Genomic DNA, 25,051 nt, shown 5'->3' with positions numbered 1-25,051 from the left:
TCCCAGTCTCCCGAGTGGGAGACGAGTGGGAGAAAAGTGGGAGACGATCATGACGCATGGATGTGCGAAAGCGTCAGAATGCGCTGGATAGTGCTAGGTGTGGCGATTCGGTCAGCCCGCGGACTCGCCCGCGTGCGGGCTCAGAACCCCGGCGCCGACCAGGATGAAGAGCAGAATGCCCAGAATGATCCGGTAGATCACGAAGGGCATGAAGCTCTTGGTGGTGATGAACTTCATGAACCATGCGATGACGGCGTACCCCACCCCGAACGCGATGAACGTCGCGAAGATCGTCGGCCCCCACGACACATGCCCCTCACCCGCGTCCTTCAGCTCGAAGACACCCGAGGCCAGCACCGCCGGGATCGCCAGCAGGAAGGAGTAACGGGCCGCCGCCTCGCGGGTGTACCCCATCAGCAGACCGCCGCTGATAGTGGCGCCGGAGCGGGAGACACCCGGGATCAGGGCCATGGCCTGGCAGAAACCAAAGATCAGGCCGTCCTTGATGCCGAGTTCCTTGAGCGTCTTGCGCTCCTTGCCGGCCCGGTGCCTGCCTCCCGACTCGTCACGGGCGGCGAGGCGGTCGGCGATGCCGAGGACGATGCCCATGACGATCAGAGTGGTGGCGATCAGCCGCAGATCACGGAAGGGCCCCTCGATCTGGTCCTTGAACGTCACACCGAGCACGCCGATGGGGATGGAGCCGACGATGACCAGCCAGCCCATCTTGGCGTCGTGGTCGCCGCGCATGGACCGGTCCAACAGCGAGCGGAACCAGGCAGAGACGATCCGGACGATGTCCTTGCGGAAGTAGATGAGGACGGCCGCCTCCGTGCCGATCTGGGTGATGGCGGTGAACGCCGCACCCGGGTCGTGCCAGCCGGCGAACGCGGCGGTCAGCCGCAGATGCGCGCTGGAGGAGATCGGCAGGAACTCGGTCAGTCCCTGAACGAGGCCCAGGACGAACGATTCGAACCAGCTCATGGGGCTTTGGCCATCCCGGGGTGGTCGTGCATCGGCCGACGGTCATGGGTGCCGTCGGCCGATGTGCGGTCGAATGAGGGCAGGGCACCGTGCCGCGCCCGGAGATCTTCGGTCGGTCGCGGGCAGGGTACCGCCCTCAGATGAACAGCTTTACGCATGCCCCGCGCCGGTCCCGCCGCCCGCTCCGGCGCGTACCGGTCCACACGTCTCACTCGGCGGAGAGGCGGTGGCGCTTGCGCCAGGCGACGACGGCCGCGCCGAGCCCCGTCAGCACGATGAAGCCCATCGCCGCCAGGAACGCGGGCGATGTCGGTGACGAGGCCTCGCTGCCCGCGACGACATACGCGGCGGTGTTCGGGATCGAGCCGAGCCCGGTGGCGGCCAGGAACGGCGGATACCCCATGCGCGAGACCGCCGCGCAGTAGTTGGCCGCCGCGAACGGGACACCGGGGAACAGCCGCAGCGCCAGCATCGAGCGGAAACCGTGCCGGCTCAGCTGACCGTCCGCAGCCCTGAGCCAGCGCCCGCGCAGCAGCGTACGGAGCGCGTCCTGTCCGAGCACCCTGCCCAGCCCGAACGAGATGCCCGCGCCGAGGACCGTGCCCGCCAGCGCCGCTGCCAGACCCGCCTGCGAACCGAAGAGCGCGCCCGCGGCGACATTGAGCAGGGGCCGCGGTACGAAGGCCACGGTGCATGCCCCGTACGCGACACCGAACAGCACGAGCGCGGCGGCGCCCCCGCTCAGCCGGCCGGGCCAGTCGGCCGCGAGCAGCCGCTGGGGTTCGAGCAGCAGCATCGCCGCTGCGGCGGCCAGCAGCACCACCACGAGCAGCGAGAACCGGGACCAGGGCGACAGCAGCGCCCGGGTACAGCGCGCGGCGAGGCCGGTGGCGGGCCGGGCGGCGGGGACGGGGTCGAGCATGCGGGGAGACTAACCGACGCCCCTGGTGATCGCCGTAATGCGGACGGTACGGGACGGGCGGCCGGTACCACTTCCGGCGCCCTGCCTCCGGGGGTGGCCGGACGCCGAACTCCCGTATCCCGCCGGCGATGTCCGCCGGAAAACCATTCGACGCCGCCACGCCCCTCGGCCATGATCGGACCCATGTTCCGGTACGTCTTTCCCACAGCGCCGTCCGCAGTCGCGGACGCGCCGAAGGCTGCCGTGAACCCCGTCATCGCAGCGGCACTTGTCGCAGCGGCAGCGTTCACCGCTGCCGCCGCGCCCATCGGCGGCGCCCGAAGCTGACCCTCCCCCGACAGTCCGGCGGACCCCGTAAGGGGAGGGTCGGCAGGGCCCTGGGGTCTTCTCTCTCAGCTTCGAATCCAAGGAATGAGCCATGCCCAAGACGGCATACGTGCGCACCAAGCCGCACCTCAACATCGGCACCATGGGCCACGTCGACCACGGCAAGACCACCCTGACCGCCGCGATCACCAAGGTCCTCAGCGACCGCGGAACCGGCACGTTCGTCCCGTTCGACCGGATCGACCGGGCGCCGGAGGAGACGCAGCGCGGCATCACCATCAACATCGCCCACGTCGAGTACGAGACCGACACCCGCCACTACGCCCATGTCGACATGCCGGGTCACGCCGACTACATCAAGAACATGGTCACCGGCGCCGCCCAGCTCGACGGGGCGATCCTCGTCGTCTCCGCGCTCGACGGGATCATGCCGCAGACCGCCGAGCACGTCCTGCTCGCCCGGCAGGTGGGCGTCGACCACATCGTCGTGGCCCTCAACAAGGCCGACGCGGGCGACCCCGAGCTGACCGACCTGGTCGAGCTGGAGGTCCGCGAGCTGCTCTCCGCGCACGGCTACGGCGGTGACTCCGTCCCCGTCGTACGCGTGTCGGGCCTCAAGGCCCTGGAGGGCGACCCCCGCTGGACCGCGGCCGTCGAGGCGCTGCTGGACGCCGTCGACACGTACGTGCCGATGCCGGTCCGCTACACCGACGCGCCGTTCCTGCTGTCGGTGGAGAACGTCCTGACCATCACCGGCCGGGGCACCGTCGTCACCGGCGCCGTCGAGCGCGGCACCGTGCGGGTCGGCGACCGGGTGTCGGTGCTGGGGCCGGACATCGAGACGGTCGTCACCGGTCTGGAGACCTTCGGGAAGCCGATGGAGTCCGCGGAGGCCGGCGACAACGTGGCGCTGCTGCTGCGCGGCGTGGAGCGCGACCGGGTCCGCCGCGGCCATGTGGTCGCGGCGCCAGGCAGCGTGACACCGAGCCGCCGCTTCACCGCGCAGGTGTATGTCCTGTCGGCGCGGGAGGGCGGCCGGACCACGCCGGTCACCACCGGCTACCGGCCGCAGTTCTACATCCGCACCGCGGACGTCGTCGGCGACATCGACCTCGGCGCGGTGGCGGTGGCGCGCCCCGGCGACACGGTCGACCTGACCGTCGAACTCGGCCGTGACGTCCCACTGGAGACCGGACTCGGCTTCGCGATCCGCGAGGGCGGCCGCACCGTCGGCGCGGGCACCGTCACCGGACTGCTCTGACGCATGTCGCACCCAGGTTCTTCCGTTCGGATCAGGCCGGATCAGGGAGCGGGGTCCGGTGCCGGGGCGCGCGAGCCCGGCATCATCCGAACAAGAGGCCCTGGTGCCCGCCTCCCGTACCCGGCGGGAGGCGGGCCGATGCCCTGCGCAAGACCCACGCTCCTGCGCTACGTGGGGGGCCGTACTGACCGCCCGTACCGTTCCTGGGCAGTGAGCGGGGTGAGCCCTGTCTCACTGGCGCGCCCCGAACGGTGTTGGGTGCGCTGGTCCTCCGCTTTCGCGTCCTGGGCGGCGACGCAAATCACGTATGCGGTCCGTTCCGGGTGGGCGGGATCCCTACGACCTGGGCATGTGGGTGTGTGTGGCCAGAGACGACGGGGAGGCCCCGGACCATCACTCCGGTGATACGGGGCCCCGACTGCTGACGCACAGACCGAAGCCGTCGCCGCGGTCGTAACAGCTGATCCGGCCCCTCACAATGGGGGAGTGAACGAGTCGATACCTGTCATCCGGGACGTGGACCACGGCACCGCCAGACTCCTGCCCGACGTGGACCGGGACCGGGCCTGGCTGCTCACGGTCGACGGCGCGCCCCAGTCGTACGTCGACCTCGACGCGCCGGAGCACCTCGAATTCGAGTACGCGCGACGGCTCGCCCACGTCGTGGACTGCGCTGCGGCACCGGGCGCACCGCTGGACGTACTCCACCTCGGCGGCGGTGCGCTCACCCTGCCCCGCTACGTCGCCGCGGCCAGGCCCGGCTCCCGCCAGGACGTCGCTGAGGCCGACCTCGGGCTCCTCGCCCTGGTCGCCGAGCACCTGCCGGTCCCCGACAACAGCGGGATCACCGTGCACGGCACGGACGCGCGCAGACGGCTGGAACAGACCCCGCCCGGCTCCGTCGACCTCCTGATCGCGGACGTCTTCGGTGGCTCACGGGTGCCCGCCCACCTCACCACCGTCGAGTACGCGCGGGCCGCCCGCCGGGCGCTGCGCGACGGCGGGATCTACGCCGCCAACCTCGCCGATGGTGCGCCCTTCGGGTTCCTCCGCTCCCAACTGGCCACCTTCGCGGCCGTCTTCGAGGAGATCGCCCTGATCGCCGAACCCGCGGTGCTGCGCGGCCGGCGCTTCGGCAACGTCATCCTCGTCGCGTCCCCGCTCCCCGTCGACACCGCGACGCTGACCCGCCGCTGCGCCGCCGACGCCTTCCCCGCAAGGATCGAGTACGGCCCCGTGCTGGACCGGTTCGCCGGAGCCGCCCGGCCGGTCGGGGACAGCGAGGCGGTCGCCTCACCCGAGCCGCCCGAGGGAGCCTTCGGTATCGGCTGAGGCCGACGCCCCCGCCTTGGCCGTCACCACCTCGGTGGTGACGGTGGCCCGGGTCAGATTGCGTACCTCGGGTACGAACAGCACGGCGCCGGTGACCAGCGTGATCAGCGCCGCGCAGCCCCACAGGGCCGGACCGCGCCCGACCAGGGCCTCCACCGGACCGGCGAGCGCGGTGGCGACCGGCATCATCGCCACCGAGCCGAACCAGTCGTACGCCGAGACCCGCGACAGCTTCTCCTCCGGGATCTCCTGATGCATGGCCGTCATCCACGAGACCCCGAACACCTCGATGGCGACGCCGCTGACGAACATCACCGCGCAGAGCCCCGCCGCGGGCAACGGCACCGCGAGCCCCGCCGACGGCAGCGCCAGCGGGAAGACGCAGAGGGTCCCGGCCAGCAGCATCCGCCGGGGCCTCCAGCGCGTCATCAGGAACGCTCCGCCCAGCGTGCCGGCCCCGAACGCGGCGAGCGCGAAGCCCCAGGGGCGGGCGCCACCGAGCTCGTCCCGGGCGACCAGCGGTCCGTACACCGACTCGGCGGCCCCCACCGCGGCGACCACCACCGAGAACTGCGCCACGATGCTCCACAGCCAGGGGCGGCCGACGAACTCCTGCCAGCCGTCCCGCAGATCGGCGAGCAGACCGCCGCCCGGCGCGCGCGACGGAATGTGGCTGACGTCCAGGAAGGCGCGCAGCGCGCCCGCCAACGCGAAGGACGCGGCATCGATGGCCAGCACCCAGCCCGGGTCCATCGCGGCGATCATGGCGCCGCCGAGCGCCGCACCACCGATCGTCGCGCCCTGCATGGCCATCCGGAACAGGGCGAAGGCGCGGCTCGCCTGCTCACGGCTGACGCTCGACATCAGCATGCCCTCGGCCGCGGGGTTGAAGAACGCCTGCCCGGTGCCGCACAACGCGGTGAGCAGCATCATCTGCCACAACTTCGGATCGCCGGCCAGTACCAGCCAGGCGAAGGCGGCCTGTGAGACGCAGTTGAGGGCGTTCGCCGCGACCATCACGCGGTGGCGCGGCAGCCGGTCGGCGACGGCCCCGCCGATCAGCAGGAAGAGCACCAGCGGTGCGGCCCTGGCGGCGGCCACCAGCCCGACGTCGCCGCCGTCACCGCCCGCCTCCAGAACCGCGAACGCCGCCGCGATCAGCGCGCCATGGGTACCCAGGCCCGTGATGATCGCGGCGGCGGTCAGCAGACGATAGTTGCGGCCGGGGCGGCGGCCGGGGGAGGCGGGAGCGGCAGTCACCAAGGGACTATCGCTGCCGCGGCCCCGCCCTGCCAACTGCTTTCCCGGGCGCGGGGGAGCGGGTCAGGGGGCCGGGGCGACGTCCACCAGACGCACGGTGCTCAGGATCTTCTGGATCGTCGTGTCGGGGAGTTCGTCCTTGACGTTGTCCGCTCCGTACAGGACCCAGGACGCGAACTCGCCCTTCTTGTTCTTGAAGGTGAAGGCGATCGTCTTGCCGTCGCTGTCGCACTTCTTCCGCTTCGTGACGTTGGGAGCGGTGGCCGTGACGACCTGGCCGGTGAGCCCCGACTTGGTGGTGTACTGCTTGGCCGGGGTGAACTTGATGGTGCTCTGCGGCATGTGCTGCGCATAGGCGGCCCACGCCCAGGTGCCGGCCTCGCTGTGCGCGTTCTTCGCGGCGTCGGTGGCGCCCTGGGCGCCCCTGGTACCGGCGCTGGCCAGGCTCATGTCCTCCGTGGTGCCGTCCTTGTCGGAGTCGTCCTCGCACCACTCGCTCTGGAAGTAGGCCGGTGCGGAGAAGCCGATCAGGGGCGAGCCGTCACCCTTCTTGTCGTCCTCGAAGAACGAGAACGTGCCGGGAGAGTCGACCTCCCAGTCGCCGGGCACGTCGAACTGTGTGCCCCACTTGGGGTTGGTGACGACCTTCCAGCCTGCGATCAGCGGCTTGGCGTCCCCGTCCGTGCCGCGCGGGTTCGCCTCGGGTGAGGACGCGGATGCGGACGGTTCGGCGGGCGCCGAGGAGTTCTTGTCGTCGGCGACGTCCTTGCCCTTGTTGTCGTCCTTGTTCATCACGACGACACCGGTGACCACGGCAGCCACGACGACGGCGGTGGCCGCGACGATCGCGACAGCGGTGGTCTTCTTCTTGCCGCCGTCGGGCCGCGGACCACCGGGCGGGCCGGGCACCGCGTACTGCGGCACGGTCGGCTGCTGGTACGGGTTCGGCTGCGGGTAGCCGGGCTGCTGACCCTGCTGCGGGTACCCCGGCTGCGGCCCGGGCTGTCCTTGCTGCTGATATCCCGGCTGCTGATAGGGGTTCGGCTGCTGGTACCCCGGCTGCTGATACGGGTTCTGACTCTGGTCCTGCGGGTTTTGCTCGCCCCCGGGCGGCTGCTGTCCTGGCCACATGGCGAGTAACGATAGAGGTGCGGTGCCCGGTCGGCTACGCCCGCCCCCGCGAGCGAATTGTGAAGGAAGCGGCAGCGGTACGGGACGCGGCGGATCCCGGGATGGCCAAACAGTTCTACTCACAAGTAACATTTGGTCATGAGCGCTGAACAGGCAACCGTGGGCGAGATGCTCGCCGCGACGGTCCCGATGGCCCGTACCCTCAACCTCGAGTTCCTGGAGACGACCGCCGAGCGTGCGGTGGTCCGTCTGCCGGACCAGGCCGACTACCACAACCACGTCGGCGGACCCCATGCCGGCGCGATGTTCACGCTCGCGGAGTCCGCGAGCGGTGCGATCGTCCTCGCCGCCTTCGGCGACCAGTTGTCCCGCGCCGTTCCGCTGGCGGTGAAGGCGGAGATCGGTTACAGGAAGCTGGCCAAGGGCGTCGTCACGGCCACGGCGACCCTCGGCCGCCCGGTGGCCGAGGTCGTCGCCGAACTGGACGAGGGCAGTCGTCCCGAATTCTCCGTGGCCATCGAGATCCGGCGCGCGGACGGCGCGGTGACCGGTGAGATGACGGTCGTCTGGACGCTGCGTCCGAACGCCTGACCAGGAACGGCTCCCCGAAGGGCTGCCACGCGCCCCTTGCACTCCAGGGGCGGTGGCGGTCCTTCGCGCTGTTCGGGCGGTTGGCCGGACAGGTAGCATTCCCGCGGTGCGCCGAGGAGTTGGCCGGCGGGCAACCGGACATCAGTTGCGGGAGGAATCGGCGTTGCACATCCAGGAGTGGCTGGAGACCGTTCCGGCGGTCAGCGTGTACGTCCTGGTGGGCGTCGTCATCGGGCTGGAGAGCCTCGGCATTCCGCTGCCGGGCGAGATCGTCCTGGTCGGCGCGGCGCTTCTGGCCGCCGGACACGACGGAATCAACCCCTGGATCCTCGGCGCCTGCGCATCGGCAGGCGCGGTCATCGGCGACTCGGTCGGCTACGCCATCGGCCGCAAGGGCGGACGGCCCCTGCTCGCCTGGCTCGGCGGGAAGTTCCCCAAACACTTCGGGGAGAGCCAGATCGGCATGGCGGAACGGTCGTTCCACAAGTGGGGCGTGTGGGCGGTGTTCTTCGGCCGCTTCGTCGCACTGCTGCGGATCTTCGCGGGTCCGCTGGCCGGTGTGCTGCACATGCCGTACTGGAAGTTCCTGATCGCGAACCTGCTCGGCGGCATCGTCTGGGCCGGTGGCACCACGGCCGTCGTCTACTCGGTGGGTGTCGTCGCCGAGGCGTGGCTCAAGCGGTTCTCGTACCTCGGCCTGGTCGTCGCGGCGCTGATCGGTGTGACGTCGATGCTGGTGCTGAAGAACCGGGCCAAGAAGGCGGCGGCGCAGGCGCAGGCGTCGACCGTATCGGCGCCCGACGCGGAGACCGTGCCGGCCGTGGACTGACCGGGCCGGGCTGGAGAGTTCCGGCCGGTTCCGTACGGGGCCGGGACTGGCTGGAGTGTCCCGGCCGGGACCGTACCGGGCCGGGACTGGCTGGAGCGTTCCAACCGGGGCTGTGGGCCTGGCCCGGGGCGGAACGGTTCCGCTCCGGGTGGTCGCGTTCCGTTCAGCTCTCGTGTGCCTGGCGGTGTGCCTTGGCCAGGTCCACGTAGCCCACCGCGTTGGACTTGATGCTCTCGAGCTCTTCCTCGGTCAGCTGCCGCTTGACCTTGGCGGGGACGCCGGCGACGAGCGACCCTGGCGGTACCTGCATCCCCTGCGGAACCAGTGCCTGTGCCGCGACCAGCGAACCGGAGCCGATGCGGGCGCCGTTGAGGACCGTGGCCCCCATGCCGACCAGGACGTCGTCCTCGATGGTGCAGCCGTGGAGTACGGCGTTGTGTCCGACCGAGACCCGCTCGCCGACCGTAACCGGGAACCCGGGGTCGACATGCACGCTGCAGTTGTCCTGGATGTTGCTGTCGGCGCCGATGACGATGGGGCCGCAGTCGGCACGCAGCACGGCTTGGTACCAGACGCTGGAGCCCGCCGCCATCGTGATCTCGCCGATCACGACCGACGTCGGTGCGGTGAAGGCCTCCGCATCGATGTCCGGCTCCTTGCCGCCCATTCCCGTGATCAACGCCTGCTCTGCCATCGCCCGTTCCTCCGTGCTCAGGTGTGGTGCGGTCGCGGTCGTCCGACCGCCACGGCTCGGCCGCCGCTGTCCGATCGCGTCGGAGAAACGGTATGCGACGGGCGAGGAGCTGACGTCGAGTGGGGTGAACATCACAGGTTGCCCCGGTGATCACACCGGGCGCCGCCGACTACCGTGTGCGAGTGCCCAAGAACTGGAACGCGTTCTCTTCCCTCGCCGCCTGGCGGCGGCGCGCCCTGTCCCGGGCCGTCCATCGCGGCTGGCGCTGGGTGCAGGAGTCGGGCGCGGTCACCGCGGAACACCCCGGCGGACTGCGGTTCGGCCGGATCGGCGAAGGCACCCGGCTGGCCTTCCCGCAGGGCACGGTCTTCGGGGAGCCGTGGATCGAGCTCGGCGCCCACTGTGTGATCGGTGAACAGGTCACACTGACGGCCGGACTCATGCCCGACCTGGACCTCGGCGCCGAGCCGATCCTGACCCTGGAGGACGGAGTGGTGCTCGGCCGCGGCAGTCATGTCGTCGCCGACACCAGGGTGACCATCGGCTCGGACACGTACTGCGGACCGTATGTGTACATCACGTCCACGAACCACAGTTACGACGATCCGCACGAGCCGGTCGGCAAGCAGTGGCCCCGCATGGAGCCCGTCGCCATCGGGCCGGGCTGCTGGATCGGCACCGGAGCGGTGATCCTGCCGGGGGCCGTGCTGGGGCGCAACGTGGTGGTCGCGGCGGGCGCGGTCGTACGGGGAGCGGTGCCCGACCACGCGGTGGTGGCCGGCGCTCCCGCCCGTGTCGTGCGCAGCTGGGACCCGGAGAAGGGCTGGCAGCCGCCGCTGCGCACCCCTGCCCCGGTACCGATTCCGTCGGGCGTCACGCCCGAGCAACTGCTGTCCCTGGCGGAACCGGGCGAGGCTTCGGGCCCGTCCGGCGACTGAGGGCGGTGGCGGCCGGGAGCCCTCAGCCGGTCACCAGCAGCACCGTGCCCACCAGAGCGAGACCGGCTCCGGCCGCCTGTACCCCGCGCAGTCGTTCCTTGAGCACGCCGCGCGCGGCCAGGGCCGTGACCACCGGATAGAGCGAGGCGAGCACGGCGGCCACGGTGACCGGGCCGTGCTGTGCGGCGACCGAGTACGTGCCGTTGGCCGCCACATCCGCGAGCCCGACGAACGCCAGGGCGGGCAGCGCGGCCAGCACCACGGCGGCACCGCCCTCCTCCGGCAGTGCGCGTGCCCCGCGCCGCACCGATACGTACAGGGCCGTACCGCCCACCGCGATGTTGGTCAGGCGCTGGACGAAGAGCGCCAGGAACAGCCCGGTGACCGTGGTGGACGCCTCCGCGATCAGCGACATCACCGAACCGAAGCCGAACGCGGCCACCAGGGTCAGCAGCACCGCCCGGCGCTGCACCGGCGCCCCGCGCAACTGTGGACCGCCGGCCAGCACGATGCCCAGCACGGCTACGCCGACCCCCGCGAACTGCAGCAGCCCCGGCCGCTCCCCGACGACGATCCCGACGCTCACCGGAACGGCGACACCCAGTGACCCGAGCGGCGAGACCACGCCCATCGGGCCGAGCGCCAGGGCCTTGTAGAAGCTCAGCATCGCGACCGGTCCGACGGCACCCGCCGCGACGGCGAACCAGAGCTGCGGGCCCGCCTCGCTCCAGCCGCCGGTCGCGATCACGATGCCGCCCAGCACCACGGCGGCGGCGGCCTGTGAGACGACGACCACGGTGAGCGCGGGCGTACGCCGGGTGAGCAGCCCGCCGCCGAAGTCGGCCAACCCCCAGAGCAGGCTGGTGGCCAGGGCGAACAGTGCTGTCATGGCATGCCTCGCAGTACAGTGCGATGAACGGTGCGGTTTACCACACCGTAGTGCAGTATTTTCGACCCTGTCATCCAAAATATTGGACGGAATGTGTCTGACCTGGATCAGCTCACTCAGTCGCTGGCACGCAACCTCAAGCGCTGGCGGCGGGAACGCGGCTTCACCCTGGACGCACTCGCCGCCCGTGCCGGGGTCAGCCGCGGCATGATCATTCAGATCGAGCAGGCCCGCACCAATCCGAGCGTCGGCACCACGGTCAAGCTTGCCGACGCGCTGGGCGTCAGCATCACCACCCTGCTCGACTACGAGCAGAGCTCGCCGGTCCGCCTGGTGCCCGAGAGTCAGGCGGTGCGCATGTGGTCCACGGAGGCGGGCAGTGCCACCACCCTGCTCGTCGGTACGGAGGCCAGGGGCCCGCTCGAACTCTGGTCGTGGCACCTGATGCCCGGCGACAGCAGCACCTCCGATCCGCACCCCGAGGGCACCGTCGAACTGCTCCACGTCACGGCGGGCGAGCTCACCCTGGTCGTCGACGGCTCCTCGTACCGCGTACCCGCCGGTGGATCCGCCACCTTCGAGGCGCATCATCAGCACGCCTACCGCAACGACGGCTCCGAGCCCACCGAGGTGACCATGGCGGTCTCGATCCCGCCCGTACGGTGAGACGGCCAACCGGCCGTCTCCGGGACGCTGTTAGCGTGGTGCGCATGCGCGCACCCATCGGATCCTTCGAGAACGCCTGCCCGGCGGCCGACCGCCTCGACCTGCTCACCGAGCCCGTCGCCGCAGCCGTGACCGAGGGCTGGGGCGGCGTCCCCGCCGAGCATGTCATCCACGTCGACACCGATCCGGCCATCGCCGACACCGCGGTCTTCGTCGAGCACCACGGCGCGGAACTGCTCGACCGGTCGGCGAACTGCGTCGTGGTGGCGGGCAAGCGCGGTGGTGAAGTGACGCTGGCGGCCTGCCTCGTCCTCTCCCACTCCCGCGTCGATGTGAACGGCGCGGTCCGCAAGCACCTCGGTGCCCGCAAGGCGTCGTTCGCCCCGATGGACACTGCGGTCGGCGAGACCGGCATGGAGTACGGCGGCATCACACCGATCGGACTCCCGGCCGGATGGCCGCTGTTGATCGATCCCGCCGTCGTCGACGAGGAGTGGGTGCTGATCGGCAGCGGCAGCCGCCGGGGCAAGCTGATCGTCCCGGGCAAGGCGCTGGCCGCGCTGCCGGGCGCGGTGATCGTCGAGGGACTGGGCGTCAGGGGCTGAGGCCACCCCTCGGCCGTGCGCGCGGCAGAGGGCCCTCACCGGCACCCGCCCCGGTGCGAAGGCAGCCAGCGGGACGCGAAGTCGACGGCATCGGTGAGGCGGAAGAGCCGGCTCGTCGACGCGCCCACCGGACCGGTGCGGACGGCCGCACCGTCGTCCGAGCGGGCGAAGTCCGCTCCCAGGGCCGCGAAGTCGCCGTCGTCCAGCGCGACGTCCTCGTACTCCCACCAATGGCGCCGGCCCTCGGTCGTCACCACACAGCGGTAGCTGCGGCGGGCCGGGGCGGGCACCCGGTACTCACCGAGATGGAACGCGGTGCAGGTGTCGAACCCGGTGCCCAGCAGGAGCACTTGGGCCCGCAGGTCGTAGAGGCGGGCCAACGGGGAATCCTCGCCGAGATGGCAGTCGGACCGGTGGTTTGCCATCAGATTCCGGGCCAGCGGCCCGAGCGCGGCGAAGGACGTCTGGGGGTGTCCGCTGCGCACCGCCCCCTCGGTCAGCCGTACCGCTTCCGCGAGGCGGCCCATCGACGGCGCGGCCGAGGTCGCCGCGTCGAACGGCGGCATGCTCGCCCGTACCGCCGCCCGTGCCTGGTCGGTGAGACCCCGCACCCGGTCGAGATAGTGCGGAGAGGTGTCGGAATTCTCCGGGGTGAAAGCCGGGACGACGAGTGTGCCGTACTCGCCGAGGGCATCGCGCAACGCCCCGGCCACCGCCCCGACCCCACCGCTGACCGCGCCCACCGCCCGCATCGACGCATGCACCAGAAGGACGCCGTTCCGCTCCACTCCCAGCTCGGACAGTTGCCCGGCCAGCCCGGTCCGGCCGTGGCGGACGATCGGCGCAGTCGTAGTACCCACAGCGGGCCATTCTCCCAGCAGGGCCGTGAATGTGACACCACGCACATTCGGGCGAGGGACGGGAGGGCCGTGGCTATCGGCTCAGCGCCGGTATTTCGATGGCCGGGCAGCGGTCCATGATCATGTCGAGCCCCGCCGCGCGCGTGCGGTCGTACGCCTCGGTGTCGACCACCCCGAGCTGGAACCAGACCGCCTTCGCGCCCGCGGCCACCGCCTCGTCGGCCACGCCGCCCGCCAGTTCGCTGTTGACGAAGACGTCCACCACGTCGACCGGGAACGGTATGTCGGCCAGCGAGGCGTAGCCGTCCTCGCCGTGGACCCGCTCCGCCTTCGGATGCACCGGGACCACCCGCTTGCCGAAGCGCTGAAGCACCTCGGCGACGCCGTAGGCCGCGCGCGAGGGGTTGTTGGACAGGCCCACCACGGCCCAGGTCTCGCCCCTGTCCCGGAGAATCCTGCGGATCGTCTCTGCGTCTGCGTACATGATCCGGACAACGGACGGCGGCCCCGGACTGTTCCCGGCCGGGGCATAGGCTGGTCGGATGCAGGAGCAGTACCGGACAGTCGCCCGAGCGGGCGTGCACGAGACCGAGATCAACCGGTCACGTTTCATCTGCGCGCTCGCCCCCGCCGCCACCGAGCAGGAGGCACAGGACTTCGTCGCACGCATCCGCAGGGAACACCCGACCGCCACCCACAACTGCTTCGCCTACGTGATCGGCGCCGACGCCTCTGTACAGAAGGCGAGCGACGACGGAGAGCCCGGCGGCACCGCGGGTGTCCCCATGCTGCAGATGCTGACACGCCGTGAGATGCGGTACGTCGTGGCCGTCGTCACCCGCTACTACGGCGGTGTGAAGCTCGGCGCGGGGGGACTGATCCGGGCTTACGGGGGAGTGGTCGGCGAGGCCCTCGACGCGATCGGCACCCTCACCCGGCAGCGGTTCCGGCTCGCCACGATCACCGTCGGCCACGAGCGCGCGGGCAAGCTGGAGAACGACCTCCGGGCCACCGGACGGACGGTGCGCGAGGTCCGGTACGCGGAGGCCGTCGTCATCGAGATCGGGCTGCCGGATGCCGACGTCGAGGGATTCCGCGGCTGGCTGGCCGACGCGACGGCGGGCGAGGCCCGGCTGGAGCTGGGCGGCGAGGCGTACGGCGACGCCTGACCGGGGAGCCGGGGTCGGGAGCCGGGGTCGGGGTCGGGAGCCGGGGTCGGGGTCGGGGTCGGGTCCACGCTGTCCGGGGCCCACGCCCGGCGCGACGAGACCGGCTGAAGGCCCCGGGGCGGTCGGCGGTGGTGGGAGACTGGGGCCGGTGAGGGAACAGGGACCCACCGGTGCAGGTGTGGCCGGTACGGAGGACAGGACTCCGCGACGGCTGGTGTGATCACGGTGCGCGGCGGACCCGGGCCCGGGGGCGGAGGAAGAGAATGACGCAGGTCGGAGCCGGCTCTTGAGGATTTTGCACACATCGGATTGGCACCTGGGGCGGTCGTTCCACCGGGTCTCCCTGCGCGAAGCCCAGGCCGCCTACCTGGACCACCTGGTGGCCACGGTGCGCGCACACGAGGTGGACGTCGTCCTCGTCGCGGGTGATGTGTACGACAGGGCCGTTCCGCCGCTCTTTGCCGTCGAGCTCTTCGACGACGCGCTGCACCGGCTCGCCGCCGCCGGTGTGCCCACCGTGATGATCTCCGGAAACCACGACTCGGCACGCAGACTCGGCGTCGGCGCCGGCCTGATCGAGCTGGCCGGAATCCATCTGCGTACCGACCCCGTCCGCTGCGCCACCCCCGTCGTCCTGCGCGACGCACACGGCGACGTGGCGTTCTACGGGCTGCCCTATCTGGAACCCGCCCTGGTGAAGGACGTCTTCAAGGCGGAGCGGGCCGGGCACGAGGCGGTGCTGACCGCAGCCATGGACCGGGTGCGCGCAGATCTCGCGAGCCGCTCCGACACCACCCGGTCCGTGGTGCTCGCCCATGCGTTCGTCGCGGGCGGCGAGCCCAGCGACAGCGAACGAGACATCACCGTCGGCGGGGTGGCCGCCGTACCCGCCGGAGTCTTCGACGGCATCGACTACGTGGCGCTCGGGCATCTGCACGGCTGCCAGACCGTCACCGAGCGGGTCCGCTACTCGGGCTCGCCGCTCGCGTACTCCTTCTCCGAGTCCGCCCACCGCAAGACGATGTGGCTGATCGACCTCGACGCCTCGGGCGCGATCGCCGCCGAACGCGTCGACTGCCCGGTGCCCCGTCCGCTCGCCAGACTCCGCGGACGCCTCGACACCCTCGTCGACGACCCTGCGCTGGAGCGGCACCGGGACGCCTGGGTGGAGGCCACGCTCACCGACCCGGCGCGTCCGGTCGAGCCGATGGCCCGCCTCGTCGAGCGATTCCCGCACACCCTCAGTCTCGTATTCGAACCCGACCGGGCCCCCGACGACCCGCTCGCTTCGTACGCACAGCGCCTCCAGGGGCGCGACGACCAGCAGATCGCGGAGGACTTCGTGGCACACGTGCGGGGCGGGGCTTCGGCGGACGAGCAGGAGCGCACGGTGCTGCGCGGCGCCTTCGACCACGTACGGGTCGACGACGGTGTGCGCGAGGTGAACCGTTGAGACTCCACAGGCTCGCCATCACCGCCTTCGGGCCGTTCGGCGCCACCCAGGACATCAACTTCGACGCACTCTCCTCGGCCGGGCTCTTCCTGCTCCACGGACCGACCGGCGCAGGGAAGACCTCGGTCCTCGACGCCGTCTGCTACGGCCTGTACGGAGCTGTGCCGGGCGCCCGCCAGAGCCCCGGCACGTCGCTGCGCAGTGACCACGCCCCGGCCGGCCTCCCCACCGAGGTCACGCTCGAACTGACCGTCGGCGGCCGGCGCCTCGAAGTCACCCGGCGCCCCGCACAGCCCCGCCCCAAGAAGAAGGGCAACGGCTTCACCACGGAGAAGGCCCAGAGCTGGCTGCGGGAGTACGACCCCGACGACGGCTGGCGGCCGCTGAGCCGCTCGCACCAGGAGATCGGCGAGGAGATCACCCAGCTCATCGGGATGAGCCGGGACCAGTTCTGCCAGGTGGTCCTGTTGCCCCAGGGCGACTTCGCACGTTTCCTGCGCGCGGATGCCGAGGCGCGCGGCAAACTGCTCGGCAGGCTCTTCGACACCCGCCGGTTCGCCGCCGTCGAGGAGCGCCTCGCCGAACTGCGCCGTACCGCCGAGGCACAGGTCAGGGCCGGGGACGAACGGATCCTCGCGGTCGCCCAGCGGATCGCCCAGGCAGCCGGACCGGCTGCCCGTGAATCGCCGTTGCCCGACATCCAGCCCGGCGAACCCGGGCTCGCCGACGGCGTGCTGGCATGGGCCGCTACGGCCCGCAGCAGCGCCCGGGAAAGGCTCGACATCGCCGCGTCCGTACTGGCTGTGGCCGAAGGCCGGCAGTCGGCCGCCCGCCTGGCCCTCGACAGCGAACGCGAACGTGCCGCGCTCCAGCAGCGGTACGAGGAGACGCAGCGCCGCGCCGACGCACTCGAAGCCGGCCGTCCCGACCACGACCGGCACTGTGAACGGCTCGCGCGGGCCCGCAAGGCCGACCTCGTCGCCCCCGCCCTGGAGCTGCGTGACGCGGCCGAGCGCGCCTACCGCACGGCCCGCGAGGCCCGCGACGGCGCCCGGGCCCTGCTGCCCGCCACCCTGGCCGACGCCGGTGCCGAACAACTGGCGGACGTGGAGCGGAGACTCCGCCAGGAGCTCGGCGGGCTCGAGGCCGCGCAGCGCGCCGAGCGGCGCAGCGCGCAGATCGACGACGAGCGGGCCCGACTGGAGCGCCAGGCCCGGGCCGACGACGAGCTGATCCACGAGGCGGAGGGCTGGCTGGCCGGCTGGGCAGCCAGCCGTGACGAGTTGCGGGCCCGCATCGAGGAGGCCCAGGAGGCCGCGACCCGCACTGAACAGCTCGCCGGCCGACTGGAGTCGGCCCGGGCACGGCTGGAAGCGGCCCGCCGCCGTGACGCGCTCGCCGTCCGGGTGTCGGCTGCCGCCGAGCGGCTGGCGAAGGCCCGTGAGCGGGCCTCGGGCGCCCACGAGACATGGCTGGAGCTTCGCGAACGACGGCTCCGCGACATCGCCGCGGAACTGGCCGCCGAGCTGGTGGACGGCGAGGCCTGCAAGGTGTGCGGCTCCGCCGACCACCCCAGGCCCGCACGCGCCGGCGACGGCCATGTCGACCGGGCCACCGAGGAGCGGGCTCTCGACGCCTACCGGCGGGCCGAGGAGGCGCGCACGGAGGCGGACCGGGAGCTCGGGGTCGTACGCGAGAAACACCTGGCGGCCCGCGCCGCCGCCGCACAGCCGACGGTGCCGCAGCCGAGGGACGGCGCCGCTGCCGCCGACCCGGCCGCGTCCGGGCGGGGGGCCGGGGGCGTGGCTGCCGAGTCGACTGTGTCCGCGTCGGTGGCCGGAGGCGCTGCTGCCGCGTCGCCGCCGTCCGCGTCGGGCGCCGGGGCCGGGGCGGCCGCGACCGGTGCGGCCCGCGGCGAGCGGCCCCTTCCGGGTGCCGCGGACGAGCCCGTCACCGAGACCACCGCTGCCGAACCCACCGTCGTCGAACTCGCCGCGCTTGTCGAGAGGCTGACGCGCGGACACGCCGATGCGCACCGGACCGCTGCCGGCATGCACGCGGCGCGCGAGGCACTCGCCGCGGCCGAGCGGGAACAGGCCGAACGCCTCGAGAGCCGGCAACAGGCCGAGCGCCGGGCCGCGGCCCGTACCTCCCTGCGGGAAGGCCTGGACCGTGAACAGGCCGTCCTGGAATCAGAGCTGGCGGTCGCCCGAGGGGAATCCGGCAGCGTCGCCGAGCACGCCGAGCTGCTGGAGCGCCGGGTCGGTCTGCTCGCCGCGGCCGCCGAGGCGGTGCGCGAGGAGGAGTCGGCCGCACAGCGCCGCAAGGAGGCCGACGGCCGACTCGCGGACGCCGCGTTCCGCGCCGGGTTCGACACCCCGCAGGCCGCGTCCGCGGTCCTCCTCAGCGACGCCGAACAGCGCGGACTCCAGCGCCTGATCGACGCCTGGCAGTCCGAGGCGGCCGCCGTCGCCGACCGTCTCGCCGAGACCGCGACCCTAGCCGCCGCCGACGGCCCGCCCGCCGCGGTGGACGCCGCGCAGGCCGCGTACGACACGGCCGAACGGTTGCTCCGGGACGCCTCCACGGCACTGGCAGCCGCACGCGAGCGTCGCACCGAGCTGGGCAGGCTGTCGCGCAGCGCCACGGACGAGGTGCGCGGGCTCGGGCCGCTGCGCGAGGAGTACGACCGGGTGGCACGGCTGGCCGGGCTCACCGCGGGTACCTCCGCGGACAACGAACGCAAGATGCGGCTGGAGTCGTACGTGCTTGCCGCCCGGCTCGAACAGGTCGCGGTCGCCGCCACCGCACGGCTGCAGCGCATGTCGTCCGGCCGTTACACGCTGGTCCACTCCGACGCCCGCGCCGGAGGCCGTCGATCGGGTCTCGGCCTGCACGTCGTCGACGCGTGGACCGGATGCGAACGCGACACGGCGACGCTCTCGGGCGGCGAGACGTTCTTCGCCTCGCTCGCCCTCGCGCTCGGCCTCGCCGATGTCGTCACCGACGAGGCCGGCGGCGTACGGCTGGACACCCTCTTCATCGACGAGGGCTTCGGCAGCCTGGACGACCAGACCCTCGACGAGGTGCTCGACGTACTTGACTCGCTGCGCGAACGGGACCGCAGTGTCGGCATCGTCAGCCATGTCGCCGACCTGCGCCGCCGCATCCCCGCACAGCTCGAAGTGGTGAAGGAGCGACACGGATCGGCGGTGCGGCACCGCACCACGGGCGAGGTCAGCGGCTGATGGCGCGCCGGGGGAGCGGCGAGGAGCAGACGACGCTCGTGGTGTCGGACCCGAGGGCGCCGATCCTTCCCGAGACCCCCTCCAGATGTCGCATTGAGCGGGCGGTGACCTTCAGTACGAAGCAGTCGTCGCCGGTGACGTGGTGGGCCTCCACGATCTCGGGGGTCGTATCGAGGAGGTCGTGGAACGGCTTGTAATTGCCGTTCGGGTAGCGCAGGCGCACGAGAGCGAGAATCGGCAGCCCCAACCGCTCCGGATCGACCACCGCGGCGTACCCGCTGATCACCCCGGCCTCCTCCAGCCTGCGCACCCGCGTCCCCGTGGTCACGTACTGCTGGGGCCCCGGCTGCAACGGCGCGATACGCGCCGCGCTCGCCCTCGCCGAACTCGGCTACCAGGTCAAGGAGATGCTCGGCGGCTTCGAGTGCTGGGTGCGTGAGGGCTTCGCGTTCGAGACCCGGCAGGGGCGCGAACGGCGCGACGCCGACGTGCTCACCGCACCGGTCGACTCCGACGACTGCGGCTGCTGACCGGCCGCACCGGACGCGTGCCCCTCCCGCTCACCACTCCCTGCCGCCCTGCCGGGGCGTTCCGCGAGTGCTGCGGAGGACCGGAGGCGACGGGAGGGGGCGAGCGGCAGGTCAGAGTGTGGACACTTTGTCCACGATCAGAGCTTGAACAGCCCGTCTGGGATCAACACTGGGACAGCTCGTCCACGATCAGCACTTGGGGAGTTCGTCCAAGGTCAGAGCTTGGACAGTTCGTCCACGAGATCGTCGAGACCGAGCGGCCCCTGCGACAGCGCGGCCATGTGCCAGGCCTTGGCGTCGAACGCGTCGCCGTGCGCCTTGCGGGCGTTCTCCCGGCCGAGCAGCCAGGCACGTTCGCCCAGCTTGTAGCCGATCGCCTGCCCCGGCATCGAGAGATAGCGGGTGAGTTCGCTCTCCACGAAGTCGGCCGGACGGCCGCTGTGGTTACCGAAGAACTCCTGGGCCAGGTCCGGGGTCCACCGCTCGCCCGGGTGGAACGGGGAGTCCGCCGGAATCTCCATCTCCGAGTGCATGCCGATGTCCACGATCACCCGGCAGGCCCGCATCATCTGCGCGTCCAGATAGCCGAGGCGGCGCTCGGCGTCCGGCAGGAAGCCCAGCTCGTCCATGAGCCGCTCCGCGTACAGTGCCCAGCCCTCGGCATTGGCGCTGACCTCGCCGATCGACGCCTGGTAGCGGGAGAGACTGTCGGCGACATGCGTCCACTGGGCGATCTGCAGATGGTGGCCCGGCACACCCTCGTGGTACCAGGTGGAGACCAGGTCGTACACCGGGAAGCGGGTCTCACCCATGGTGGGCAGCCAGGTGCGGCCAGGGCGGGAGAAGTCCTCCGACGGGCCCGTGTAGTACGGGGCGGCGGCGCCGCCGGGCGGGGCGATGCGGGACTCCACCTTCCGTACCCGCTCGGCGAGTTCGAAGTGTGTACCGTCGAGCGCCTCGATCGCCTCGTCCATCAGACTCTGCAGCCAGGCTTGGACCTCGTCGACCCCCTCGATGTGCTTGCCGTGCACATCGAGATGGGCCAGCGCCTCCCAGGGACCGGCGCCGGGCAGGATCTTCTCGGCCTCGGTCCTCATCTCGGCGAGCAGCCGGTGGTACTCGGACCAGCCGTACGCGTACGCCTCGTCGAGGTCGAGATCGGTGCCGTTGAAGTAGCGCGACCAGCGCGCGTACCGCTCACGGCCCACCGTGTCCGGCGCGCCCTCGATCGCGGGGGCGTACACATCGCGCATCCAGTCGCGCAGCGCCACGACCGACTCCGTGGCGCGGCGGGCGCCGTCGTCCAGATCCGTACGCAGGGACGCCGGGCCGGTGGCCGTGAAGTCATGGAAGAAACCCGTCCCTCCGTCGCCGGCCCACTCGTCGAGCTGGCCGATGAAGGTGGCGGTGGCGCGCGGGCCGCCGTACAGCTTGCGCTCCAGGCCGAGCGCGAGCGACTCGCGGTAGCCCTCCAGCGCGGCGGGAACCGCACGCAGCCGGTCCACGACCGCCGCCCAGTCCTCGTCGGTCTCGGTCGGTGTCACCGTGAACACCTCACGGATGCTGTGCGGCGGGGAGGAGAGGTTGGAGACGGCGCGCAGTCCCTCGTCGGCCTCATGGACGGCGAGTTCCGCCGTGAGACGCTCGCGCAGAAGGCGGCCGCAACGGCGCTCGGCATCGCTGTCCGCGCCGGGCAGCTGCTCGGCGGCGTCGAGCTTCGCCAGGGTGGCACGGGCGAGTTCGGCGAGAACTTCCTGCCCAGCGGGGGAGAAGTCGGGAAGGTGGCGCGAGCTCTCCGCGACACCCAGGTAGGTGCCGGCGATCGGGTCGAGCTCGATGAATGCGTCGACGTAAGCGTCGGCGACCTGGCGGGGCAGCGCGCTGCCGGGAATCTCTGACATGCGGACATCCTCGTACGTCGGGGGCATGCGCGTCACCATCATTCGGCCTCGGTGGCCCGCCGGGCGTGCGGTCTCAGCCACCCGCCCCGGGCCGTCCGGCGGCGGGTGGCAGCAGGGGGCCGCACTCCCACTGCTGGAATATCAGCCGGGTCTCGACCCGGGCCACTTCGCGGCGTGAGGTGAATTCGTCCAGCACCAGGCGTTGCAGATCCGCGGTGCCGGTGACCGCGACATGGACCAGATAGTCGTCGGGCCCGGTCAGATGGAAGAGCGCGCGGGACTCGGGCAGTGTCCTGATGCGTTCGACGAACGGTCCGATGAGCTCTCTGCGGTGCGGACGTACCTGTACTGAGAGCAGCGCCTCCAGACCGCGGCCGAGCTTCGCCGGGTCCAGACGCAGTTGGTGGCCGAGTATGACGCCGGAGCGACGCAGCCTGGCCACCCGGTCCAGGCAGGTCGACGGAGCTACGCCGACCTCGGCGGCCAGTTCGCGGTAAGTGGTCCGGGCATCGTTCTGCAGCAGCCGCAGAATGTGCAGGTCCACCGGGTCCAGAACGACTGAATCGGCCATCTGTCGAACGTAGCACGGGACACGTTCATGATCACCCGGCGATTGTTCAGAGTGCTGTCATGGACACCGAAGCCTCGATGGCGCCCTCGACGACGAACCGGTCCAGGGCGCTGGCCACCGAAGCCGTGCACGCGGGCCGCGACGATCTCGCGGCGCTCGGCCTGCACGCCCCGCCGATCGATCTGTCCACCACCTACCCCTCGCACGATTCCAGGGGCGAGGCCGAGCGCATCGACGCCTTCGCCGTCACCGGCGCGAGACTCGAAGGGCCGCCCGTCTACGCGCGGCTGGACAACCCGACGACGGCCCGTTTCGAGACCGCCCTCGCCCGGCTCGAAGGAGCACAGAGTGCGGTGTCGTTCGCCAGCGGAATGGCGGCGCTCACCGCCGTCCTGCTGGTCAGGGCAAGCATGGGGCTGCGCCATGTGGTCGCCGTCCGCCCGCTCTACGGCTGCAGTGATCATCTGCTCGGCGCCGGTCTGCTGGGTACCGAAGTGACCTGGACCGACCCGGCGGGCATCGCGGAGGCGCTCCGTCCGGACACGGGTCTGGTGATGGTGGAGACGCCCGCCAACCCGACGCTCGCCGAGGTCGACATCCGGGCGATCGCGCACTCCTGCGGTTCCGTGCCGCTGCTCGTCGACAACACGTTCGCCACACCCGTGCTCCAGCGTCCCGTCGAGCACGGCGCGCGGATCGTGCTGCACAGCGCCACCAAATACCTCGGCGGGCACGGCGATGTGATGGGCGGGGTCGTCGCCTGCGACGAGGAGTTCGCGGCGCGCCTGCGGCAGGTCCGCTTCGCCACCGGCGGAGTGCTGCATCCGATGGCCGGGTACCTGCTGCTGCGCGGGCTGGCCACGCTCCCGGTGCGGGTGCGGGCGGCTTCCGCGAGCGCCGCCGAACTGTCCCGCCGGCTGACGGCCGATCCGCGGATCGCCCGGGTCCACTACCCGAAGCTGGGTGGGGCGATGGTCTCGTTCGAGGTTTACGGGGATCCGCACCGGGTGATTTCGGCCGTACGGCTTGTCACGCCTGCAGTCAGTCTCGGAAGTGTGGACACCCTGATCCAGCATCCGGCCTCCATCAGCCACCGCATCGTGAATGAGGGAGACCGGCAGGCGTCCGGCGTCGGGGACCGGCTGCTGCGGATGTCGGTCGGTCTGGAGGACGTCGAGGATCTGTGGGCGGACCTGTGTCAGGCACTGAGCTCACAGGAACCGGGCGGCCACGAGGAGGGCGGTCCGCACGGCGTCGGCCGGCAGGACGTCGGTCATCAGGGGGGTGTCAGCGGCCGGCCTGCTCGTACGGCGGCAGTGAACGGACGGGAGTCGCACCCAGCCGGGCGGTGATGACCAGCGTGCCCTCCTCGATCTGGTAGTCCAGCGGCAGGGACAGTGCACGCATGGCCGCGACCATGGCGGTGTTGGACGACTGGGTGACGGCGTAGACGCTCTCGCAGCCTGCCTCGATGGCGAGCGCCACCAGGCGGCCGAGGAGTTCGGAGCCGATCCCGCGACGCTGCCACTCGTCCTCGACGAGGAGGGCGGCCTCGGTCTCGTCACCGTCCCACAGGAGGTGGCCGAGGGCGACCAGCCGGCCCGAGGCCGTCTGCACCGCCAGGGTGCGGCCGAAGCGAGGACTCAGCAGGTGGTCCAGGTAACGGTCGGCGTCACGCACCGGGCCGTGGTAGCGCAGCCGCAGCGTCTGTTCGGAGCAGCGGTCGTGCATGGCGCGGGCGGCTGCGAGGTCGCTGCGGTCCGCGCGGCGCACGGTGATCTCGTTGCCCTCGGGGAGCGTGAGGACGTGCTCGCCGCGCGGGACGCGGGGGCCGAGCCGGGCGTCCAGCTCCACCAGGGCGCGGGCCCGGGCGAACTCGGTCGGGGTGAACGGAAGATAGGGCCGCTCGATGGTGATGGCACCTCCGGACGGTTCGCGCAGCCGCATCACCGTCTTCTCCAGCACACCCTCCACCGGGGCGGTCTCACCCGTTGCGCGGCCGGTGATCGAGACGGCGGGCAGCGAGTGGATCGTGCAGCGGCCGAGCAGTTGACGCAGGGCGAGGGGGAGTTCGGCCGCATCCAGGGCCGTACGCGTGGCGAGACCCAGGATGCGTGTCGGGGCGTCCACCAGGTCGTGTGCGTCTGCCCGCTCGATCCAGGTCGAGCCGCCCCCCGCTGCGGAGATCGCCCGGCTCAGCTGCTGGGCCTGGAGCACGGCGGGGGCGCGCAGCAGGAACTCGTCGACCGTGCCCTGTGCCAGCGGGTGCGTCTGCAGGGTGAGGATGTCGACCCGGTGCCGGGCCAGCGTGCTGCACAGCGCAGCCAGACTGCCCGGGACGTCCCGAACGGTCGTCCGCATCCGCCACAGCACCGTGTCCTCGGGGGAGGGGCCAGGGCCCGTGGCTGCGGACGCGGTCACGAGCGCGGTCGCGGCGGTGCAGCTGTCGTGGCCGTTGCCGGTGTTGCTGGCGGCGTTGTCGTACCGGGCTGTGCTGCCCGTATCGGTCACGAGGTCGCTGTCGGTCGGCGGCGGGGCGTGGCTGTGGCGCCGTGCCCACCAGGTGTGGAACGCGGCTGTCACAGCCAGGGCCACGGCCGAGGCGATCAGGAGATACGGTCCGTCCGGCTGGTGCCCGATCAGGTTGGCAATCGCGTCGGCCACCGCGACGGCGGTGAACAGCGCGGCCAGTTCGGTCACGTCCCGCCGCCAGCGGTGGGAGCGGCGGGCAGTCTTGGCGGAGGTCACATCAGTCATGCCTTCACTGTGACTGAGCGGTGTTGCCTGATTACGAACGCTCTGTGACTGATGGGTTAAGTGTGGTTCTAGCCCCCTATTGTCTATTTTGGCCGATTGTTGTCTTGATCGATACCCATCGGCCCTACAGGTC

The 25,051-nt window shown here is 71.5% G+C and carries 22 protein-coding genes and 2 pseudogenes; 12 read left to right on the top strand and 12 right to left on the bottom strand.

What is annotated here, in order from left to right; genetic code table 11:
- Positions 1 to 111: 111 nt before the first annotated feature.
- Positions 112 to 984, bottom strand: coding sequence for an undecaprenyl-diphosphate phosphatase (locus OH735_RS04870; protein WP_406379754.1), 873 nt, complete (start codon positions 982 to 984; stop codon positions 112 to 114).
- Between the two features lie 208 nt (positions 985 to 1,192).
- Positions 1,193 to 1,906 carry a TVP38/TMEM64 family protein gene (locus OH735_RS04865; protein ID WP_406379752.1) on the bottom strand — a complete coding sequence of 238 codons (714 nt, stop codon included), beginning with the start codon at positions 1,904 to 1,906 and terminating at the stop codon, positions 1,193 to 1,195.
- 418 nt (positions 1,907 to 2,324) lie between these two features.
- On the opposite strand from OH735_RS04865, the gene tuf reads away from it, so the two are divergent.
- On the top strand, positions 2,325 to 3,494 hold the full coding sequence (tuf, locus tag OH735_RS04860; RefSeq protein ID WP_406379750.1) for an elongation factor Tu: 1,170 nt from the start codon (positions 2,325 to 2,327) through the stop codon (positions 3,492 to 3,494).
- Positions 3,495 to 3,980: 486 nt separating this feature from the next.
- Positions 3,981 to 4,826 (top strand): spermidine synthase, encoded by an 846-nt coding sequence (locus OH735_RS04855; RefSeq protein ID WP_406379749.1) that lies wholly within the window; start codon positions 3,981 to 3,983, stop codon positions 4,824 to 4,826.
- On the opposite strand, the gene OH735_RS04850 is transcribed toward OH735_RS04855, so the two are convergent.
- Both OH735_RS04850 and OH735_RS04845 read right to left on the bottom strand, forming a co-directional pair.
- Entirely contained in the window at positions 4,788 to 6,086 is a 1,299-nt protein-coding gene (locus tag OH735_RS04850; RefSeq protein ID WP_406379747.1) for an MFS transporter, read from the bottom strand. The two genes, OH735_RS04855 and OH735_RS04850, sit on opposite strands and share 39 nt — an antisense overlap.
- Positions 6,087 to 6,149: 63 nt before the next feature.
- Entirely contained in the window at positions 6,150 to 7,217 is a 1,068-nt protein-coding gene (locus OH735_RS04845; protein WP_406379745.1) for a hypothetical protein, read from the bottom strand.
- Positions 7,218 to 7,355: 138 nt separating this feature from the next.
- Between OH735_RS04845 and OH735_RS04840 the strand changes: the two genes are divergently transcribed.
- On the top strand, positions 7,356 to 7,808 hold the full coding sequence (locus tag OH735_RS04840) for a DUF4442 domain-containing protein (RefSeq protein ID WP_406379743.1): 453 nt from the start codon (positions 7,356 to 7,358) through the stop codon (positions 7,806 to 7,808).
- A 163-nt stretch (positions 7,809 to 7,971) separates the two neighbouring features.
- A complete protein-coding gene (locus tag OH735_RS04835) occupies positions 7,972 to 8,637 on the top strand; it encodes a DedA family protein (protein WP_406386408.1) in 666 nt (221 codons plus the stop codon).
- 163 nt (positions 8,638 to 8,800) lie between these two features.
- Here the strand turns inward: OH735_RS04835 and OH735_RS04830 are convergent, their stop codons facing one another.
- Positions 8,801 to 9,331 (bottom strand): gamma carbonic anhydrase family protein, encoded by a 531-nt coding sequence (locus OH735_RS04830; protein WP_406379741.1) that lies wholly within the window; start codon positions 9,329 to 9,331, stop codon positions 8,801 to 8,803.
- 182 nt (positions 9,332 to 9,513) lie between these two features.
- Here OH735_RS04830 and OH735_RS04825 point away from each other — a divergent pair, with 182 nt between their 5' ends.
- The gene (locus OH735_RS04825) at positions 9,514 to 10,269 is read left to right on the top strand and encodes an acyltransferase (RefSeq protein ID WP_406379739.1); all 756 of its coding nucleotides are present in this window, start codon (positions 9,514 to 9,516) and stop codon (positions 10,267 to 10,269) included.
- 22 nt (positions 10,270 to 10,291) lie between these two features.
- Here OH735_RS04825 and OH735_RS04820 read toward each other — a convergent pair whose 3' ends face one another.
- Positions 10,292 to 11,158 (bottom strand): EamA family transporter, encoded by an 867-nt coding sequence (locus tag OH735_RS04820; RefSeq protein ID WP_406379737.1) that lies wholly within the window; start codon positions 11,156 to 11,158, stop codon positions 10,292 to 10,294.
- A 93-nt stretch (positions 11,159 to 11,251) separates the two neighbouring features.
- Here OH735_RS04820 and OH735_RS04815 point away from each other — a divergent pair, with 93 nt between their 5' ends.
- A complete protein-coding gene (locus OH735_RS04815) occupies positions 11,252 to 11,824 on the top strand; it encodes a helix-turn-helix domain-containing protein (RefSeq protein ID WP_406379735.1) in 573 nt (190 codons plus the stop codon).
- 44 nt (positions 11,825 to 11,868) lie between these two features.
- Positions 11,869 to 12,429 (top strand): YbaK/EbsC family protein, encoded by a 561-nt coding sequence (locus OH735_RS04810; RefSeq protein ID WP_406379734.1) that lies wholly within the window; start codon positions 11,869 to 11,871, stop codon positions 12,427 to 12,429.
- 35 nt (positions 12,430 to 12,464) lie between these two features.
- Here the strand turns inward: OH735_RS04810 and OH735_RS04805 are convergent, their stop codons facing one another.
- Positions 12,465 to 13,289, bottom strand: coding sequence for an aminoglycoside N(3)-acetyltransferase (locus OH735_RS04805; RefSeq protein ID WP_406379732.1), 825 nt, complete (start codon positions 13,287 to 13,289; stop codon positions 12,465 to 12,467).
- Positions 13,290 to 13,362: 73 nt separating this feature from the next.
- Complete coding sequence (locus OH735_RS04800; RefSeq protein ID WP_406379730.1) at positions 13,363 to 13,773, bottom strand: CoA-binding protein; 411 nt, start codon at positions 13,771 to 13,773, stop codon at positions 13,363 to 13,365.
- A 58-nt stretch (positions 13,774 to 13,831) separates the two neighbouring features.
- Here OH735_RS04800 and OH735_RS04795 point away from each other — a divergent pair, with 58 nt between their 5' ends.
- The 3 genes from OH735_RS04795 (at position 13,832) to OH735_RS04785 (ending at position 19,159) form a co-directional block, all read left to right on the top strand.
- Positions 13,832 to 14,458, top strand: a complete 627-nt coding sequence (locus OH735_RS04795) for a YigZ family protein (RefSeq protein WP_406379729.1) — start codon at positions 13,832 to 13,834, stop codon at positions 14,456 to 14,458.
- Positions 14,459 to 14,744: 286 nt separating this feature from the next.
- Entirely contained in the window at positions 14,745 to 15,911 is a 1,167-nt protein-coding gene (locus OH735_RS04790; RefSeq protein ID WP_406379727.1) for an exonuclease SbcCD subunit D, read from the top strand.
- Complete coding sequence (locus tag OH735_RS04785; protein ID WP_406379725.1) at positions 15,908 to 19,159, top strand: AAA family ATPase; 3,252 nt, start codon at positions 15,908 to 15,910, stop codon at positions 19,157 to 19,159. Before OH735_RS04790 ends, OH735_RS04785 begins: the two co-directional genes overlap by 4 nt.
- On the opposite strand, the pseudogene OH735_RS04780 reads toward OH735_RS04785, so the two are convergent.
- Positions 19,149 to 19,472 (bottom strand): annotated as a pseudogene (locus tag OH735_RS04780) (Lrp/AsnC family transcriptional regulator); the annotation flags it as partial. The gene OH735_RS04785 and the pseudogene OH735_RS04780 sit on opposite strands and share 11 nt — an antisense overlap.
- On the opposite strand from OH735_RS04780, the pseudogene OH735_RS04775 reads away from it, so the two are divergent.
- Positions 19,468 to 19,689 (top strand): annotated as a pseudogene (locus tag OH735_RS04775) (rhodanese-like domain-containing protein); the annotation flags it as partial. The pseudogenes OH735_RS04780 and OH735_RS04775 sit on opposite strands and share 5 nt — an antisense overlap.
- A 215-nt stretch (positions 19,690 to 19,904) precedes the next feature.
- Here the strand turns inward: OH735_RS04775 and OH735_RS04770 are convergent.
- The gene (locus OH735_RS04770; protein WP_406379724.1) at positions 19,905 to 21,590 is read right to left on the bottom strand and encodes a DUF885 domain-containing protein; all 1,686 of its coding nucleotides are present in this window, start codon (positions 21,588 to 21,590) and stop codon (positions 19,905 to 19,907) included.
- Positions 21,591 to 21,663: 73 nt separating this feature from the next.
- Positions 21,664 to 22,161 (bottom strand): Lrp/AsnC family transcriptional regulator, encoded by a 498-nt coding sequence (locus tag OH735_RS04765; RefSeq protein ID WP_406379722.1) that lies wholly within the window; start codon positions 22,159 to 22,161, stop codon positions 21,664 to 21,666.
- A 59-nt stretch (positions 22,162 to 22,220) separates the two neighbouring features.
- On the opposite strand from OH735_RS04765, the gene OH735_RS04760 reads away from it, so the two are divergent.
- The gene (locus OH735_RS04760; RefSeq protein ID WP_406379720.1) at positions 22,221 to 23,513 is read left to right on the top strand and encodes a trans-sulfuration enzyme family protein; all 1,293 of its coding nucleotides are present in this window, start codon (positions 22,221 to 22,223) and stop codon (positions 23,511 to 23,513) included.
- Here the strand turns inward: OH735_RS04760 and OH735_RS04755 are convergent.
- Positions 23,449 to 24,918 carry a GNAT family N-acetyltransferase gene (locus OH735_RS04755; RefSeq protein WP_406379718.1) on the bottom strand — a complete coding sequence of 490 codons (1,470 nt, stop codon included), beginning with the start codon at positions 24,916 to 24,918 and terminating at the stop codon, positions 23,449 to 23,451. The two genes, OH735_RS04760 and OH735_RS04755, sit on opposite strands and share 65 nt — an antisense overlap.
- Between the last annotated feature and the right edge of the window lie 133 nt (positions 24,919 to 25,051).

This window comes from Streptomyces sp. NBC_01618 (genome assembly GCF_045209435.1).
Lineage (GTDB): Bacteria > Actinomycetota > Actinomycetes > Streptomycetales > Streptomycetaceae > Streptomyces.
The sequence above is the reverse complement of the archived record's forward strand: the minus strand, read 5'-3'. Positions and strand labels throughout refer to the sequence as shown.